A 16807-nucleotide genomic window follows, 5' to 3' on the forward strand; every position below is an offset into this window, starting at 1 on the left:
ATACTTTGCTTACTCGTCTTTTTTATGTTGAGATCTATACCAATACCAAGTAAACAAGAACCCTGAAATTCCTCCTCCTATGCCAGTGCCAGTAGTTTGATTATAAATAGGTAAGATTAAGACAATCAATTCAATTGCTACAAGGAAAATAATACCATATTTTGCCTTAAATGAAATTGGGAGGTATGGGATTTTAAAAAAGACGTGATTTGGGAATAAATAACCAAATGCGATCATTATTCCAAATACTGCCCCTCCAGAGCCGAGCATTGGAATATTCAAAGGATAATTTCCAGCAATAATTTCTTGTCCATGCCTCAAAAAATTTACTACTAAATAAGACATATAAGCTCCTAATCCACTAAGTAGGTATAGAAATATAAATCGCCAATTACCAATGAATAAATTAACACGCCTTCCAAAAACATCTAAAAAAAACATACCAAAAACCAAGTCACCTAAATCTGCATGCATAAACATATATGTAAGAATTTGAAAAAATTGAAAGTTACTTGATCCCGGCAAATAGGCTGCATATTTATAACGCCCTAAATGCCCTTGATCATATATAAAGGAATTATAATCAGGGTTCCCTAAAAAAACTGTTGTACCTATATACATAAATAAATTAAAAATAATCAAATGCCAAACTGCTAAAATTTTCCAGGGGGCATTAATCCATTGAATAACCTTCCAGCGATAAGGAAAGTCCAATACGGACCTATTGATAGGCCCTTGGATGTGTTTTTTCAAAAATTTCAGAACAAATATCAATAACCCTTTAACAAAGATTAAGGTTCTAACTAATTGAGATGGAAACAATTTAGAAATCAGATTAATCTTAATATAATTACTAATACTCACATATTTTTTCCAGGCTTTGGGCACCGTGAAATTGGAATGATTTTCAGGTCGATTCAAATACTGAAGGCTGACCATATCAATGCCAATACCTGCTTTGAGCAATTGAGTTACCCGTGTTTCATGCTGTTTTTTATAAGTAGAGTTTTTTTCTCCAAACCAACGCTGGAGTGCAATGGTCATTTGCCCATCGTCCCAAGCACTTGATTTTGTGGGCGGTAGAGTTTGTTCTAGTACATCAGCTAAGGCTAAACGAATTTTAGAAAGGCCATCAGGGTTTTCGCGCTCAAGCCAGTTAAGGAGGTGAATACGTGCAGTACTGGGTATCTCTCCATCGATAAACCAGGAAAGTCGAAACAAGGATAACAAATTATGGAGGGAAACGAGAGGTGCCTTATTTTCAACGGTGCTTGGATCCTTTTCCATCATCGAAGTTTCCAACCACTCGCCAATCCATAAAGTTAGGTCAAAATGTAGTGAGGGATATATAGCACAAGCTGCTACCCATTGCATCAGAGAATATTCAAAATTTAGCAAAAGGATGGGTAAAGGAAATTCTGGATCAGGCTGGACTGGTTTGAAAAATGCATCATGAACATGATTACGCCACTGATCAAATCTCGCTACTTGTCCTGACTCTAGTTCCTCCACCCAAAAAATGAGGCTTTGAAGAGTGATTGGTAGCATTGGGATGAGATTATTCAAACGACGTTCATCGCGTGTCCAACTATCAGATGGAGTTGGAGATAATAACACACGCTCTCTCCATTGAGTTATTATAGCAGTCCAGCTCAACAGCCGACCTGTTAAAGGACTAATAAAATGTAAACTGGTACCAACAACCATTAATCGAGCATCAGCATACCGAACACGGAGATCATAAATACTGATGCCATCAATATGATGTTCATTATAACAAAGACGTGGATCTGCTTCAAAGAAAAATCGGTCAATATCAATTTCTTGTACCTTGAATATTTGATAAAGGTAGTCAAGTAGGCGTGCTAGATGGTTAAGTTGAGTATTTCGTTCAATCAATAATAAGTACCTCACTGGAACAGTACCAGATTGATAACGGAATTCAGGCAAACCACCTTTTGAGGCCGTAGCATGGATTGTATTTGGCAAGTCAAGAAACAGGTTGTCATCCGTAGTTCGACGACGCAATACTTGTAGTGTTTTAGGCAGGTCGTTGCCCAATTCAATATCTCTAACTTGTTTGATGCTAATATTCCAGAAATAAGGGGCAGAGTCATGGCGTTGCATCTCTGCAACAAGTTTACTGCCGCGAGCCTTTAAATAGCGCCAAAGCACAATGATAAAAAACGAAAACGAAATAAGCAGAACCCATCGTGGCAAAATCGGAATGAAATGTTGCCCCGGATTTGGGCTTGAAATTGGTTTATCCTCTTGGACCTGGACAATGAAGCGAATTTTTATTAGCGTCCCATTGTTTGTAAATACAGAAAAGGCCTTTATCGTGTCAAGACCAGCACGATGAGCATTATAAATGAAACAATCAGAGAGCGAATCGATGTAATATTCTCCTATCGAAGTTACATATTTACTCAAGGGCGGTTTTGAGATGGTTTTAGTAATCTTCCGAAAATTGTCCCAATCTGGTATTTGTGTGAGACAAAATTTTTGAAGGGAATCTATTGGTGCTTGAACAAAAAAATACCTTTCGATGAGTTTTTGTGGACGAGGGAATGCCCACCAAAGACTCGCTAATAATATTAAAAATGTTACTACAAGCAAAGCAAGCCATTTTTTAATATTGCGAGCTGGATTGGGGTTAAGTGGTTTAGATAAATCAGAATCTGTAAACGTATCCCTCAAAATATCTACTTCAACACAACACTCCTCAAACAATCGATAAAAAAGGGTTTGTTCTTGGGAATTGCGGGCAAGTAAAGGTACCAGCGCAAGACGGAGTGTCTTCGCATCAGCATTGGCTGGCAAATGCTGCAAAAGAATTTGTATTTGCAGGTGTTTGTCAGTCCCAAATCTAAACCCTTCCTTCTCCAATACGTGGAGAAAAGTGGCGGTGATGTGATGCAAGTAAGCGATATCCGTCATTTTGTAAGGGTCACAGTGAGTTCACTATGTTTCTAAGATCATCCCGGTCCTTAGCCAAAACAGAATAGGATGCTTTCAGTAAATTGATTTCGGATTCATTAAGCTTGTCTAGATTATGTAATTTCGCAGGTGGGAAACCCATTTTTTTGAGGAGCATAGCCCAGTTAAGTAATTCAGCAGTAGCAGGCTGTTTCCGTAATTTCGCAATACGTCCAGCTCTAATATCACTAAAATGGGCAATGATTCCACTAAGTTCTACCCCTGCATAGCCATCAGTTTTGGCAGAAACTATCTTTAGAAGCTCGACATCAGTTGGAAAAGTGATGTTGAAATAAACAACTCGACGCAAAAATGCATCAGGAAGGTTTTTTTCAGAGTTGGAGGTCATTATTATGAGCGGTCTCAAATTATTTGGAGCTTCAAAGGATAAGCCTGTTTCGGGAACATCAAAACGAAGATCTTCGATAGCAGCTAAAATGTCGTTTGGAAGATCTCGGGGAGCTTTGTCAATTTCGTCTAGTAGCACCACCGATCTTTTTTGGAACTGTAAAGCATCCAAAATCGCTTTACCAAGTGCAGAAAAACGAATGAATCGGGATTCTATGTCTTCAGCTTTAAGGCTTTGGGATTGTGTTTGACTGTATTGGAAGTGCCCCAGAGCGTCATAGCGATAAAAAATATCTTTGGCAATTGATGTAGTCTGGGCGTTAAAAATGAGTGGTTTCCCTAAATCGAAAAACCATGCAAGATGGTGTGCTAGTTCGGTTTTCCCTGTGCCTGGTTCGCCTGTTAAGAGTAGGGGCTGCCCCAAAGCAATAGCTACATTAACTGCACTTTGTAATCCCTCTGAGGGCATGTAAAGAGTTGGATCATGCAGTTTTTCATACTGAGGAGTATTCGGTAATTGGCCTTTCCCGCCTGCAGTATACAATCGAAAGTCGCTCATAATTGAATGGATTGTGCTCGAAATTTACCTTTTGGCAAGATCGAAGATGTTTTGTTGCATTGGTTCAATGTCTTTCATATGAATTTTTTGTTCATTTTTATAAAGATTGCGTTCATCATGATTGAGTGTTTGTACGATGGCATCAATTACATCGTGAATTTTGTTTGGATTCACATCAGCTAATCCATCGAGTTGATAAAACCAGTTGAAAAGGTCCTCTTGATCAACAGGTAGTAGATCTGCCAGCACCATTTTTTCATTTCCTCCACAGCAGTGTTGAAGGTCTGCCAGCATATTACGTTGCAACATGGTATGCATTTCGGAACTTTTCCAAAGACCAGGACTGTCAATAACGATAAAAAAAAGAAACTCTGGTGTACCAGGAGGCAGATTGCTGAAGGTATCCAAAAGCCATTTAAAATATTGATTCATAATGCCTTCATCATCTTCCCAATTCTTGGAATTGGTTTTAAAAATGGTGATGATGTATTTAAAATTATTCAGCCGAGGTAATCCATTTTGGAGAAAACTCTCAAGTGAAGTTCCTAAGCGCTCCTCAAAAGCTTTTTTGAACATGTTTTTACACGCACCTAGATTACCATCACTGAATGGTAAGGGCTTGATGCTTATTCGTTCGCCATTAACTCGAAATGGGAAAAAAACGAGTTCTTCTAAGTCTTTTGCTGCTGCTGCTGAATCCATGTTTAAGTCATCACAAAGCACCTCATATACCAACCTTCGAGCAAAGGATTCTGGCCGCTCATCACGACAACCACAAATAAAATAGAAATAGAAAGGGCTGGCTTGACTATTTCGTTTATCATTAAAATCAGATTTGAATCTTCGGGTAATTCTTTTTCGATTACAGTTGTACAAAGAAATTTCTCCAATGCTGTTATCAGCTTCAATCCCAAGCCCAAGAACTGCCTGTTCTACAAAATTTTGTCCACCTTCTTGAAATTGATCAAGCAATTTAAGTAGACTTTGTGTTATTCGAGAACGATCAGGACCTGCTTCAGTGAAGGTTGTTACCCCTTGATCTACCTTCTTTTCTAAAAAATTATATTGTGCTGCTAGCAAAATGAGATCGTTTTGCATTTCGGGAGGTAGTAACTTAATTAAAGCCTCAAAAGCTTTGTTTAAGTCACCCTCCACTATGTCTTTAATAATTCTATTTTTTTGTTCTTTCATAAAAAAAATTTAGCTCTGTTTAGCAAAACTCCAATTCAAAACAATTGATAATCAAATACTTAAATCATTGCCTTAAAATCAATAACACTTTTTATTAGCATTCAATTATTGCTGTAGTAAGCTATTGGCAATCGCCTTACGCTTGATTCTATAGCTCAAAATTGTTAACTATGTAGAAAAAAGGGCATCAACCCATTAAAAATCACAATGAACTTGACCTTTTTTTATAACCTATAATTTTTAATGGTCACTTTGATGTACAATGCAATTCCAACAAGTATTTTTTGCATGAGCATTGGTTGTGCAGCTGTTTTTTTAAATTCATCCAACGCTTTTAAACGCATCATTATCAACAAATTTAGAAAGCGGTTTCCAATTCTACAAACATTGTATCCATTAAATTCCCAATAGATCAAAGTGAAGCTTTTAACCATGGCACTATCTTATTTATTTGGGACAGGTCAATTCCAAGCGTGACACCCAACTTTTGAAATCTAAATCTTAAAATGGACAACTTCATTTTCTTAAATTCTTTTTATTTCCACTCTCCCACTCCCCCAACCCCCTGATTTCCAAACCACTACTTTCCTCACCCCTTCCCAGCGGGATCACTTCTTTAAAAAAAGCCATAATTGGACGGTAACGTTTGATTGTGGCTTTTTTGTTTTCTTTCTCTCCTAAGCCACGCACATTTTTAATTTTTCAACAAAAATTGTTGATTGTTTTATAAAAATCAATAATTTAGAGGGCTTAAAATTAGCAAAAGAAGTAGCCCTATGCATGGAATAGAAATCTACAAAACCAAAGATGGTCAAACCGCAATCGAAGTAAAATTTGAGCAGGATACAGTTTGGCTGTCTCAATATCAATTAGTTGAACTGTTTGAGACAGATAGAACCTCTATTTTAAAGCACCTTCAAAACATTTATACCACTCAGGAGCTTTCGGAAGATTCAACTTGTGCAAAATTTGCACAAGTTCGTCAAGAAGGGAAACGAAGGGTAAAACGTGAGGTTTTGCACTACAACCTCGATGCTATCCTCTCTGTAGGTTACCGGGTTAATTCTAAGCGTGGTACACTATTCCGCCAATGGGCCACCCAACGCCTAAACGATTATCTTGTCAAGGGTCAGGCTATCAACCATAAACGCCTACAGGAACTGGGCAAAATGGTAGAGCTGATTGAACAACAAGGCAAAACCGAAAATTTGCAGGTTACTGAAGCCAAAGGTTTATTGAACATTTTAAGCCACTATACCCGGAGCTTTGTTTTGCTCAATCAGTTTGACAGTCATTCCCTCAGTACCAATAGCCTGAACGAAGCCATTACTTACGAAATACAGTACGCTGAGGCAAAAGCGGCCATTGCTGAACTCAAAAAACAGCTGATGGAGAAAAAGGAAGCCACCGATCTGTTTGGCAACGAAAAAGACGATGGGTTTCAAAGTTCCCTACAAAGCATTGTACAGACCTTTGATGGTCAATATTTGTACCCCAGCGTTGAAGAACAGGCCGCCAATCTCCTTTACTTTGTCATCAAAAACCACTCTTTCAGCGATGGCAACAAACGCATTGGTGCCTTTTTATTTGTGTGGTTTTTGGAAAAGAACAAGTACCATCTTAAAAAAAGTGGAGAACTCAAAATCAACGATAATGGGCTTACAGCTTTGGCTTTGTTGGTCGCCCAAAGCAACCCGGAAGAGAAAGAATGGGTGGTAAAATTGATTATGAATCTGATCAATAGTCCCGAGCAATAAGAATATTTGTTCTTAAATTCTTTTTATTTTTCCATTAAGATGCATATAAACAATTGATTTTTAAAATATTAGTTTCATTACTCCTTCCCAGCGGGATCACTTCTTTAAAAAAAGCCATAATTAGACGGTAACGTTTGATTGTGGCTTTTTTATTTTTACTCCTTTACGCTGTGATTTGTGGGAGCAGCTAAACAACCCAAATATAAAGGCATCGAATTCGAAGCGTTTAAAAATAAGTCAGGGCGTGAGGGGGTGAACCTTGCCCTGTTTTTCGCGCAACGGGAGCCCCGCTAGGGGCGCAACATGGGTAGTCAATAAACGCGAACCCCCAATGTTTCTCGGAGTCCCGTAGGGACGAAATGTGGGTATTTCACCCCTCTATACCCATATTTCGTCCCTACGGGACTTTGGAAAATCCGAATATCACCCATTTGCTACCTATATCGCGCCCCTAGCGGGGCTCCCGTTGCGCGAAAAAAATAGAATCAATCGGACCCTGAGGCTGGCGGGGCTGCATCAATGGTGCGGATGCTTGCATATTTCTTAAAAAACACGGAAATTGGCAAAGAAAAAGTAAAAGCATTCATCCAAACGCTGCCTAAAGTATTAAATCCAGATGCCATGAGTACTTACGATATGATTGTAGAAGAAGAGGTAGAAGAATTGAAAGAAGCCTTGGCAGAAGAGCAACAACGTGCCAAAACCGCCATTCACAACCTTCATCACAACTTCAACCTACCCCTCTCTGAAATTGCGCTGATTTTCGGTAAAGACCTGGAGTATGTAGAGCAGGTGATTGCGGAAAAGCCTGTATAATTTGTAACTGTAAAGACCGCACTACATGCCACTGTCTAGCATTCCAATATTTAAGGCTCTTGAGTAGATTCAGGTACCAATCCATTAGCGGCTAGAAAATCACTCAATTTACCATACTCCCCATTCCAGGTGGTGTCATCAAAATCAGGGTCATCTTGGATAGCTGAATCCTGATAAACGATGTTTTCCGCAGGCACAACAAAGCCATTCTCGGTCAACAATAACGCATCTCGAAATCCCAGTTTTTGGGTTTCAAGATCCAATAATACGACATCTTCTACGCTTTGTCCTTGGTGTAATAAATCGATTGCTTCAGTGGTTGTCATTGGTTTTGCCATTGGATTCATCTTTTAAAGCATTACTAAGGTACGCATTTACCTCATTCTTCACTCTGCTCCCGAGGCTTATCCTTATCTTCACAGCCGAGAGCAACAAGAAACCATGAAGAAAAAATTCAACCGCATCAAGGCAGTCCTTGCTGAAAAGGATAAGTCTTCCCTTTGGTTGGCGGAACAGATAGGCCGGGATCGATCTACTGTGTCGCGCTGGTGTACGAATGATATGCAACCGCCACTTGAGGTGTTGTACCAGATTGCGGCAATTTTAGAGGTGGATGTGTGTAAGTTGTTGGTGAGGGAGGAAAAGTGAAGAACCACATGATTACTTGTATTAATCGGGAAAACTGGTGGAACGTTGGGAAAAGTACAAAACCAAATGCCCAAAACGACCAATGCCGAGGCGAACCGCAAAATCAAACAGATCGCGAGTATGGCGGGCATCACTACTCCGGCTACGGAAAATGGAGTAACGGCACCCAAGTGGACTTTTGTACGGACACATACGGCCAGGCGGAGTGCGGTAACTAACCTGGCCATGCGGTGCCGCTGGATTTTATTGCTAAGTTGGGGGCTGGAAGAAGTTGGAGACGCTGAAGAAGTACTTACTGGCTTCGGGGTTGGAAGTGGCGATGGTGGCGGCGGAGTATGAATTTTTTAGGTATGGTTTGGATTAAGAAAAAAAAGTATCTATTTTGTAGAGATTATTTTAAATTTTTATTGTACAATTTGGTACATCCAAAGCGGAAATACACGCAACTAAGCTGGACTTTAGCCCTTTTTTGACAAGATCAAAAATTGGGAGCCTAATGAAAACAAGGAGTTTGAATTTGAAGCGATTTAATTATCAACATCAGGTAAAAAAGCCGAGGTTAATAATTAAATGTCCTGATTCTTGGAACGCTTTGTTTTATTGAGGCTTGAATTTCTCCATCGCCCTCTAAGAGCATGTCTAAAGGGATAAAGTCCAGCTAAGTAAATGTAGAAGGAAAAATCACCTGTTCAGGTGAGTTGTGCCAGTTTTTTTACCTGCACCTTTGTGAGGTATTCAATCAAATGCTAAATGATTGGAGTGTATGACAAAATTGAGGCAACGCACCGTAGAGACGCACGGCCGTGCGTCTCTACAATCCGGCATCACCCGTGATGTTTTACGTTGCCCAGATTTTGTCATGCACTCCAATGATTGAATCATATTAATTGAATCTCAAAATCCTATTGAAATGAAAAAAGTATTGTTTTTGCTCGGCATGTTCACTTTGTTTGCAACAGTTACCTTTGCTCAGGAGCGCCCCAAAGCCAAGACTAGAACCGCAAAAACCTCTGGTTGGATAAATGACACTCAATTGTGGGTTAAAAAACCAATTGACAAAAATGTGACCATCAAAGACCCAAGTGAGACTGGACGGAAAGCCAAAGAAGATAAATTGGGTAATTTCGAAATGCAGGATAAATCCTCCAAGGTGGTTAGCCCCCGTGGGCAGGCTACCGGAAAACGAAGAAAACCAGTACGTCGGCCTGGTGGTGGACGTTAAATTTCTTTCAGAACACATCTAATTTTTTTGAACAAAGGCGAAAAAAAACTTAGACCTATTCTCAGCTGGACTTTAGCCTTTTTTTGACCTTGTCAAAAAAAGGCTAAAGTCCAGCTGAGAACTAAGTAAAATACGCAATGCGGGTTTCACTTAGTCGTTAGTTGCGAATAAGCCGTGTTCGATAACATTAGTCCAAATATAACTGAAAAATTTCAAGTATTAACTGTCACGTCTAAAACGACATGAATATGGATAAAAAACCAAGGACCTCACGCATTATGCGTTCTAACGAACCGGGCTTCGAAGCGGCTTGCATGGACACTCTTTTCAATAAGAGAACTCCAATTAACTTTCCTGAAATCCTTTTTCAGGTGCATCGTGTAGAAGACATTCTGGAGGCTATTCAATTGGCGAAGGCAGAAGGGCTGAAAGTGAGTGTAGTTTCCGGTGGGCATAGCTGGTCTGCGAATCATATGCGTAAAAACAGCCTCGTCATAGACATGTCGTTCATGAACGCGTATGCTGTTGACAAACCCCGTATGCAGGCAACGGCAGAACCTGGCTGTTATGGACATACGCTGATGTCGGCCTTGGTAAAGCAGGGGTTATTTTTTCCGACGGGTCATTGTAAGGGTGTTTGCTTGGGCGGGTATCTACTAAAAGGCGGCTTTGGCTGGCACAGCGTGGAGTTGGGTTTAGCTTGCGAAAATGTCGTCGGGTTGGACATTGTAACGGCTGATGGGCGTATTGTCCATGCAAGTGACAACGAAAACCCCGACCTCTTTTGGGCGGCCCGGGGTGCTGGCAGCGGCTTCTTCGGGGTTGTTTTTCGCTATCACCTCAAGCTGTATCGCAGGCCGGGTTTCATTGGTTTGAATACCCACATTTACAAATTTGAGCACATGGATGAGGTTGTACACTGGATGATGGGACTTAGGGGGCAATTATCCGACAAGGTGGAACTCAAGATTTCAATAACCCGGAAATCCTCCGTCATCCATCAACCTTCAATAGATGTGGGAGCATTCGTATTTGCGGACTCGTGGGCTGAAGCAAGGGCAGTTACCAAATTTATGCACGACTGCCCCATAAAGAAAAAGGCATCGCTTCGTATTCCGCTCATTCCTGTCACTATGGGTATCCACTACTATTTGACATCGCTTTACTATCCTGACGAGCAGCGCTGGGCTGTTGACAATATCTGGACACATGCCCAACCCGAAGACCTTTTGCCCTCGTTTCACCAACTAATGAAGGATATGCCTCCGGAACCCAGTTTTTTGCACTTTGAATACTGGGCAGGTGCCGCACGGAAACGTCTCGACATGGCATTTTCTATGGAAGATGACTTTTTCCTGACCGCCATGGCAGCATGGAAAAACCCCGCCGATGACGAACGTCATACGAAGTTCATAACAGAAGAAATGCAAAAGTTGGAACCGTTTGCTACCGGAACACAATTAGCAGATGAAAACTTGAACCATCGCACGAGCAAATTTATGTCGACGGAGAATCTTTTGAAATTAGATAAAATCCGTGCCAAATGGGATACTGACCGCTTGTTTCATGAATGGCATTCTCGACCAACCTCTTGATGGTTATTAAACTAACGCAATGAGGATATTAGAAAACTTCGAGAGGGAATTGAAGAAAGCAAGAAAAAATCAGAAGAAAGTAAAGCAGTAATTATCCAACAAGAGAACGCAATTAACTTGCTTATACCTCACGGAGTGAGGATTTGTGCAAAAAGGTATAAAAAAAGGGTAAGCAAAGTTAGATTTGAGTCGACCAAGAATCAATCCACATGCTTACCCTCAACATCAGCGAAGCCGACATTGAACGTGCAAAATACGAAAGACTTCATAATCCTCTAGCATCAGTTCGCAAACGGATGGATGTATTATATTGGACAAGCCAGGGGAATAGTCGCTCAAAAGTAAGTGACATCTGTCAGCGGTGTTCACCGCAATAGTATAGTCACGTATATCAAACGCTATCATGAAGGTGGGTTGAATCAACTACTGAGCTTTCGGTATAAAGGACCCGAGTCTCGACTTAGCGGACATCGAATGACTCTGGAAGAATATTTCAATGTGCATCCTCCCCGTACTGCTAAACAAGCCAAAGCTGCCATTACGCGCTTAACTGGAGAGACTTTAGGCATAGATGCAGTACGCGATTTTATGCACAAGTTGGGTATGAAACCCAGAAAAGCCGGGCATATTCCAGCCAAAGCCAACCCCGAGCAACAGCAACTTTTTGTGCAAAACAAAATTAATAAACTCATCCACAAAGCTCAAAGTGGGCGCTGTTATCTTTTCTATCCAGTAAAAGCAGATTATGCCCCCATGGCAAAACTGCTACAGCTTGTAGCAGTTTTGTATCTGCCTGAAAATAACGCTCATAGAAGCGTTTCATGTTCCACAAATTTCTTGGCGAAAGCCCCATATCTGGAAACTCCATTTTCAAATCTACGGACAATCTGTTGACCACTCCGGCACCATGCCCTTTTTCAATCTTCTTTTCCGAAAGCAGCTTGCCCAAATTCCAATACACGCCATTGGCGGCGGTGTTTACTTGTCGGGCAATTGTAGTCTTTGCACTTCTGATTTCAGAAACCGCCTGTTGAAAGATTTCGGAATAGTGTTGGTCTAAATCCATGACCTCGCTCTTTTAGTTCAGTTGAATTTTGTGATTTACTTTTTGTTGTAATTTACCGCTTAAAATTAACAAAAAAAACAATTGTAAAGGGACACTTGACTGTACAAAAAGAAAAAACTGTTGGTAAACATACTACTGGACATTTTTGTATTCTAGGAGCAGAGGACATGAATTATTAGCCCAGATGGATCCAGAAAAAGTACTCTCCTTTCGTACCTCGCCGAAAGCGCAGGAGCGATTGGAAGAACTTTTGTGGAAAAACAAAGCCAGCGAAGGTCTGGATGAGGCTAAAAAAGCAGAATTAGAACAGTTTATGTTGGTAGAACACATCGTCAGTGTGGCCAAAGCACGGGCATTAAAGTACATTTCAGCGGCTGCAGCATGAGTAAAACTTTTTCGATAGTACATTGTTATTGGAAGACGGTCCAATTCTACCCTTGTTCAATCCAAGGGCTGAGCTTTGGCATGAAAACTTTTACATCTTGCCCAGTGGACTGATCTGTTCCAAAACTGAAATCGGCGAAGGAACCCTCAGGCTTTTGGACTTTAACGCGGTTGAGCGGATTTTAGAACGCCAGATATTGGTGGAATTAGGATTTTATGCCTGAGGAAATGTGACCTTTTACAGTTTAATCAACAAATATCTTGGAGATGAGTAAGATAAAGGAACCAAGCTACGAGGATTTAAGGAAGGAACTGTCGGATGAAGAAATAGTCGAAAGTTTTGTTTTCAGAAGCACAATGACCGCTGAAGAAAAAAAACAAGCTGACGAGGAATTTCGCAAGCTCCGCTTTGAGCGGCTGAAAGAAATGTCCGATGAGCAAATCCTGCAAAGTGAATTGATGCGGATGAAGTTGTTGATGAAAGACTAGCAGAACAAATATCCTAGCATCCCAAGGCAAAGGGTAATGAAACTGTGACGAATTGTCACGGTTTGAAAATTTAGGGCTCTTGAGTAGATTCAGGTGCCAATCCATTAGCGGCCAGAAAATCACTCAAATAATGGCAAAACTGCAACGCAGCGTTGCAGTTTTGTGTTACGATGGCTTATTACCTTGTTTCTAACCTAAAACTGCGACAGCTTGTCGCAGTTTTTGACGGAGCATCGTTACACGGCTGCCCTAACCCTATGGCCTTATCTTTTTGTTTTGAAGATTCAAAAGAGTTCGGCAACCCCAACAGCAATTGTCCCCCTGGTGACCATGTTCAACCACTGCCGTGGTTGTAGAACGCGCCTAAATCCTCTAAATCCCCGGACGACCGGGGCTATTATGAATTGAACCGCTCCGCGGTTGGTCGTTGAACTTTGGAATGGCGCTTTGTTTTTTATTTTCTCTTCCTTTTACATTATTCAAAACCGGTTACGAACAAGAAGCGCTATTGAATTTTGCGGTTTGTGGGAACAGCCAAACAACCCAGATTTTAAACCCCTCGAATTCGATGGGTTTAAAAATGAGTTGGGAACAAGTAACCTGATTCATGATCAATTGGCGGGTATCTTGGATGAAGTTGAACCAATCGCCCCCAACCTCACCCCCCCACATAAATCTTCTGATACTGCTTCGGGCTTTGTCCCTTCATTACTTTAAATTGGCTATTAAAGTTAGATACCGTATTGAAGCCACTCTCATACCCCACCTGGGCAATCGACATTTTGCCCGCCAATAAAAGTTTGCAGGCGTGACCAATGCGGATTTCCCGCACAAAGTCTGAAAAAGTCTTGTTGGTGCGGGTTTTAAAATAGCGGCAAAACGCGGCTTCGGTCATGTTGGCCAAAGCGGCTACTTCGGATAAGCTGATTTTCTCCTTATAGTGTTTGAGCACATATTCGTGGACCAGCCGCATGCGTTCCGTTTCAGAAATTTTATGCGTGTTTTCGTAATTGACACTGGCAATGAATTGGTAATCCGTACAAGTGGATAGTTTTTGTAAAATCGACAAGAGTTTCAAGACGCCCTCAAAACCACTTGTGGCCTCCAATTCGATTAAATCTCTGACGACGTCTGCTCTCAGGTTGTGGCTATGGGTCAGGTCAAGGCCCCGTTCACTGGAGGCAAGCAATTGTTTGATGACATACATTTCAGGCTTTTCGAAAAAGTCTTTGCCCAGAAAATCTTCGGTAAAATACACCACGATGCCCTGCGTTTGCAGGGTCGAATCCCGCTCAAAGTAGGCGCGGTCGCTGCGCCACAAGTGCGGCATATTTGGGGCTAAAAAAACGGTATCCCCGGCTTCAAAGTGGCGAATGTCGTCGCCGATAAAACGGGTTCCACTGCCCTCCACAACCGTGAACAATTGATAATGGGGGTGAAAATGCCAATTGGGGTCGAAATGCGCCTCTTTCAGGTTCCGCACGATGTAGGACTGATTGAGGCTTTCGAGCGACTTTTTGAGCAGCGGTTTCATGATTGAGCACTTATCTTACTGAATATTAACAAAAATTCTACCTTGTTCAGGAAAAAATATCAAAATACAGTCAAAAATAGTAAAATCACGCCTATTTTAAATTGTCGATTCCAAGTAGATTTGTTTATCAGTCTCTTAAACGCAGATCGCATGCAAATTGGAATGAATCTTTTGCTCTGGGGTACCGACATCACCCCGGCGCTCTTCCCCGTACTCGATGAAATCAAATCCCTGGGTTTTGCCGGGGTAGAAGTGCCTATTTTCAATTTGAACCCCGCCGATTGGCAGGTTTGGCGTCAAAAACTGGACAATCTGGGCTTGCAACGCCTCGCGGTGGCCATCAACGGCCCCGATACCAACCCACTCAGTGCCGACGCCTCCATGCGGGCTCACGCCCTGGCCAGCAACAAAAAAGCCCTGGACTGTGCCGCAGTGATCGGCGCAAGTTTGCTGATGGGGCCGATTCACTCAGCCTTGGGGGTATTCACAGGCCAACCCGCTACCGAAGAAGAATGGCAACGCGGCGTGGCGCACATTCGCGCCCTGGCTGAATACGCAGCGACCAAAAACATCACCTTGGGCATCGAATATTTGAACCGCTTTGAAACCTACCTTTTCACTTGCACCGACGACATGCTGCGCTTTGTCAACGAAGTCGATCATCCACACTGCAAGATCATGTTTGATACCTTTCACGCCAACATCGAAGAGAAGGACATCCCCGCCGCCCTGCAAAAATGTGGGGATCGGCTCGTTCACGTACAACTATCCGAAAACGACCGGAGCACCGTCGGCAAAGGCCATGTTGATTTTGAAAAAATCATCGCTACCTTGAAGTCGATGGACTACCAAGGCATGTTGAGCATTGAAGCCTTCAGCATGAAATTGGCGGCGGCGAATATCTGGCGCCCCATGTTTGAATCCGAAACACAACTGATGCAAGACAGCATCAACTACCTTAAAAAATTACTCTAAACGCGAATGGGTTTACGTTTACTAAACTTTTGAAGTTTAGTAAACGTAAAATCATATCCTATAACACCTGCACAGCATGAAAAAAATAAACATCGCAATCGTTGGCCTGGGCTTTGGGGCAGAATTCATCCCCATTTACCAGCGCCACCCTCATGCACATATGTATGCGATTTGCCAGCGCAATGAAACCAAATTGAACAATATTGGTGATGCATTCAACATCGAAAAACGCTACACCGATTATGATGAACTGCTCAAAGACCCCAACATTGACGCAGTCCACATCAATTCGCCCATCCCCAACCACGCGGAACAAACCCTGAAAGCCCTGAAAGCGGGCAAACACGTGGCTTGTACTGTTCCAATGGCCACCTCGGTGGAGGAGTGTATGGAAATTGTGAAACTGAGCAAAGCCACGGGCAAAAAATACATGATGATGGAAACGGTGGTGTACAGCCGCGAGTTTTTATTCGTCAAGGAATTGTACGAGCAAGGTGAACTGGGCAAAGTACAGTTCCTCAAAGCCTCACATCAGCAGGATATGGATGGATGGCCCGATTATTGGCCTGGCTTACCGCCCATGCATTATGCCACGCATTGTGTGGGCCCGGTGGCCGGTTTGTTGAAATTGGAAGCCGAATACGTTTCCTGTTTTGGTTCGGGTACGATTCGGGAGGAATTGTCAAAAATCCACAATTCCCCTTTTGCCGTTGAGTCGGCCCACATCAAGTTTAAGGACAGCGACTTGAGTGCTTATGTGTACCGTTCCCTGTTCGATATCGCCCGGCAGTACCGCGAAAGTTTTGAGGTGTATGGCACCAAAAAATCCTTTGAGTGGCCACTCATTGAAGGGGAAGATGCCGTCATTCACACCGCCAAAAAAGAAGAGCATGAAATCCCGGAACGGGTAAAAGTGCCCGATTTCGCCCATTTGTTGCCTGAAGGCATCCAGCGCTTTACCACGCAAGGGGTGTACGATGTGGCTGAAAATACCCACCTGAGTTTCACCCAAGGTGCGGGTCATGGTGGCTCACATCCCCATTTGGCGCATGAGTTCCTGATGGCTTTGGTTGAAGACCGCGACCCTTTCCCCAATGCCTGGGAATCCGCCAACTGGACTTCGGTGGGCATCCTGGCCCATGAATCGGCGATGCAAGGCGGGAAAATTTTGGCACTGCCTGATTTTAAAAATGCGTGATTTTTGTTCCGGGTATTGTCGGGGGGGGGGGGGGTGGGGGGGGGGG

Annotated in this window: 18 protein-coding genes and 2 pseudogenes; 12 read left to right on the forward strand and 8 right to left on the reverse strand. The window is 42.2% G+C overall.

Going from position 1 to position 16807, the window contains the following annotated elements; all coding sequences use genetic code 11:
- Positions 1-9 precede the first annotated feature (9 nt).
- From ACEW9O_RS02680 to ACEW9O_RS02700, 5 genes are all read right to left on the reverse strand, one after another.
- The gene (locus tag ACEW9O_RS02680) at positions 10-2940 is read right to left on the reverse strand and encodes a rhomboid family intramembrane serine protease (protein ID WP_373548575.1); all 2931 of its coding nucleotides are present in this window, start codon (positions 2938-2940) and stop codon (positions 10-12) included.
- A 10-nt stretch (positions 2941-2950) separates the two neighbouring features.
- Positions 2951-3886: an AAA family ATPase gene (locus ACEW9O_RS02685; protein ID WP_373548576.1), complete on the reverse strand. Its 936-nt coding sequence runs from the start codon at positions 3884-3886 to the stop codon at positions 2951-2953.
- Positions 3887-3910: 24 nt separating this feature from the next.
- Positions 3911-5077: a hypothetical protein gene (locus ACEW9O_RS02690; protein WP_373548577.1), complete on the reverse strand. Its 1167-nt coding sequence runs from the start codon at positions 5075-5077 to the stop codon at positions 3911-3913.
- Positions 5078-5301: 224 nt separating this feature from the next.
- Entirely contained in the window at positions 5302-5424 is a 123-nt protein-coding gene (locus tag ACEW9O_RS02695) for a hypothetical protein (protein ID WP_373548578.1), read from the reverse strand.
- Between the two features lie 169 nt (positions 5425-5593).
- Positions 5594-5767, reverse strand: a complete 174-nt coding sequence (locus tag ACEW9O_RS02700) for a hypothetical protein (protein ID WP_373548579.1) — start codon at positions 5765-5767, stop codon at positions 5594-5596.
- A gap of 86 nt (positions 5768-5853) precedes the next feature.
- On the opposite strand from ACEW9O_RS02700, the gene rhuM reads away from it, so the two are divergent.
- On the forward strand, positions 5854-6834 hold the full coding sequence (gene rhuM, locus ACEW9O_RS02705; protein WP_373548580.1) for a RhuM family protein: 981 nt from the start codon (positions 5854-5856) through the stop codon (positions 6832-6834).
- A 528-nt stretch (positions 6835-7362) separates the two neighbouring features.
- Positions 7363-7650, forward strand: a complete 288-nt coding sequence (locus ACEW9O_RS02710; protein ID WP_373548581.1) for a hypothetical protein — start codon at positions 7363-7365, stop codon at positions 7648-7650.
- Positions 7651-7700: 50 nt separating this feature from the next.
- Here ACEW9O_RS02710 and ACEW9O_RS02715 read toward each other — a convergent pair whose 3' ends face one another.
- Entirely contained in the window at positions 7701-7988 is a 288-nt protein-coding gene (locus ACEW9O_RS02715) for a hypothetical protein (protein WP_373548582.1), read from the reverse strand.
- Between the two features lie 103 nt (positions 7989-8091).
- Between ACEW9O_RS02715 and ACEW9O_RS02720 the strand changes: the two genes are divergently transcribed.
- From ACEW9O_RS02720 to ACEW9O_RS02740, 5 genes and pseudogenes are all read left to right on the forward strand, one after another.
- A complete protein-coding gene (locus tag ACEW9O_RS02720) occupies positions 8092-8298 on the forward strand; it encodes a helix-turn-helix transcriptional regulator (RefSeq protein ID WP_373548583.1) in 207 nt (68 codons plus the stop codon).
- Positions 8299-8364: 66 nt separating this feature from the next.
- A complete protein-coding gene (locus ACEW9O_RS02725; protein ID WP_373548584.1) occupies positions 8365-8637 on the forward strand; it encodes a hypothetical protein in 273 nt (90 codons plus the stop codon).
- 571 nt (positions 8638-9208) lie between these two features.
- Positions 9209-9520, forward strand: coding sequence for a hypothetical protein (locus ACEW9O_RS02730; protein ID WP_373548585.1), 312 nt, complete (start codon positions 9209-9211; stop codon positions 9518-9520).
- Positions 9521-9768: 248 nt separating this feature from the next.
- Positions 9769-11115 (forward strand): FAD-binding oxidoreductase, encoded by a 1347-nt coding sequence (locus tag ACEW9O_RS02735; RefSeq protein ID WP_373548586.1) that lies wholly within the window; start codon positions 9769-9771, stop codon positions 11113-11115.
- A gap of 474 nt (positions 11116-11589) precedes the next feature.
- Positions 11590-11775: pseudogene (locus tag ACEW9O_RS02740) on the forward strand (winged helix-turn-helix domain-containing protein); the annotation flags it as partial.
- A 28-nt stretch (positions 11776-11803) separates the two neighbouring features.
- Here the strand turns inward: ACEW9O_RS02740 and ACEW9O_RS02745 are convergent.
- Entirely contained in the window at positions 11804-12181 is a 378-nt protein-coding gene (locus ACEW9O_RS02745; RefSeq protein WP_373548587.1) for a DUF1016 N-terminal domain-containing protein, read from the reverse strand.
- 184 nt (positions 12182-12365) lie between these two features.
- On the opposite strand from ACEW9O_RS02745, the gene ACEW9O_RS02750 reads away from it, so the two are divergent.
- The 3 genes and pseudogenes from ACEW9O_RS02750 to ACEW9O_RS02760 all read left to right on the forward strand — a co-directional run.
- Positions 12366-12566, forward strand: a complete 201-nt coding sequence (locus tag ACEW9O_RS02750; protein WP_373548588.1) for a hypothetical protein — start codon at positions 12366-12368, stop codon at positions 12564-12566.
- Positions 12567-12832: 266 nt separating this feature from the next.
- Positions 12833-13054 (forward strand): hypothetical protein, encoded by a 222-nt coding sequence (locus ACEW9O_RS02755; protein ID WP_373548589.1) that lies wholly within the window; start codon positions 12833-12835, stop codon positions 13052-13054.
- Between the two features lie 471 nt (positions 13055-13525).
- Positions 13526-13654, forward strand: a pseudogene (locus ACEW9O_RS02760) (KilA-N domain-containing protein); the annotation flags it as partial.
- A 58-nt stretch (positions 13655-13712) separates the two neighbouring features.
- Here ACEW9O_RS02760 and ACEW9O_RS02765 read toward each other — a convergent pair.
- Positions 13713-14588 (reverse strand): AraC family transcriptional regulator, encoded by an 876-nt coding sequence (locus ACEW9O_RS02765; RefSeq protein WP_373548590.1) that lies wholly within the window; start codon positions 14586-14588, stop codon positions 13713-13715.
- Positions 14589-14738: 150 nt separating this feature from the next.
- On the opposite strand from ACEW9O_RS02765, the gene ACEW9O_RS02770 reads away from it, so the two are divergent.
- Positions 14739-15563 carry a sugar phosphate isomerase/epimerase family protein gene (locus ACEW9O_RS02770; protein ID WP_373548591.1) on the forward strand — a complete coding sequence of 275 codons (825 nt, stop codon included), beginning with the start codon at positions 14739-14741 and terminating at the stop codon, positions 15561-15563.
- A gap of 76 nt (positions 15564-15639) precedes the next feature.
- Positions 15640-16761, forward strand: coding sequence for a Gfo/Idh/MocA family protein (locus ACEW9O_RS02775; RefSeq protein WP_373548592.1), 1122 nt, complete (start codon positions 15640-15642; stop codon positions 16759-16761).
- Positions 16762-16807 lie beyond the last annotated feature (46 nt).

It is taken from the genome of Haliscomenobacter sp., assembly GCF_041740695.1.
Classification (GTDB): Bacteria; Bacteroidota; Bacteroidia; order Chitinophagales; family Saprospiraceae; genus Haliscomenobacter.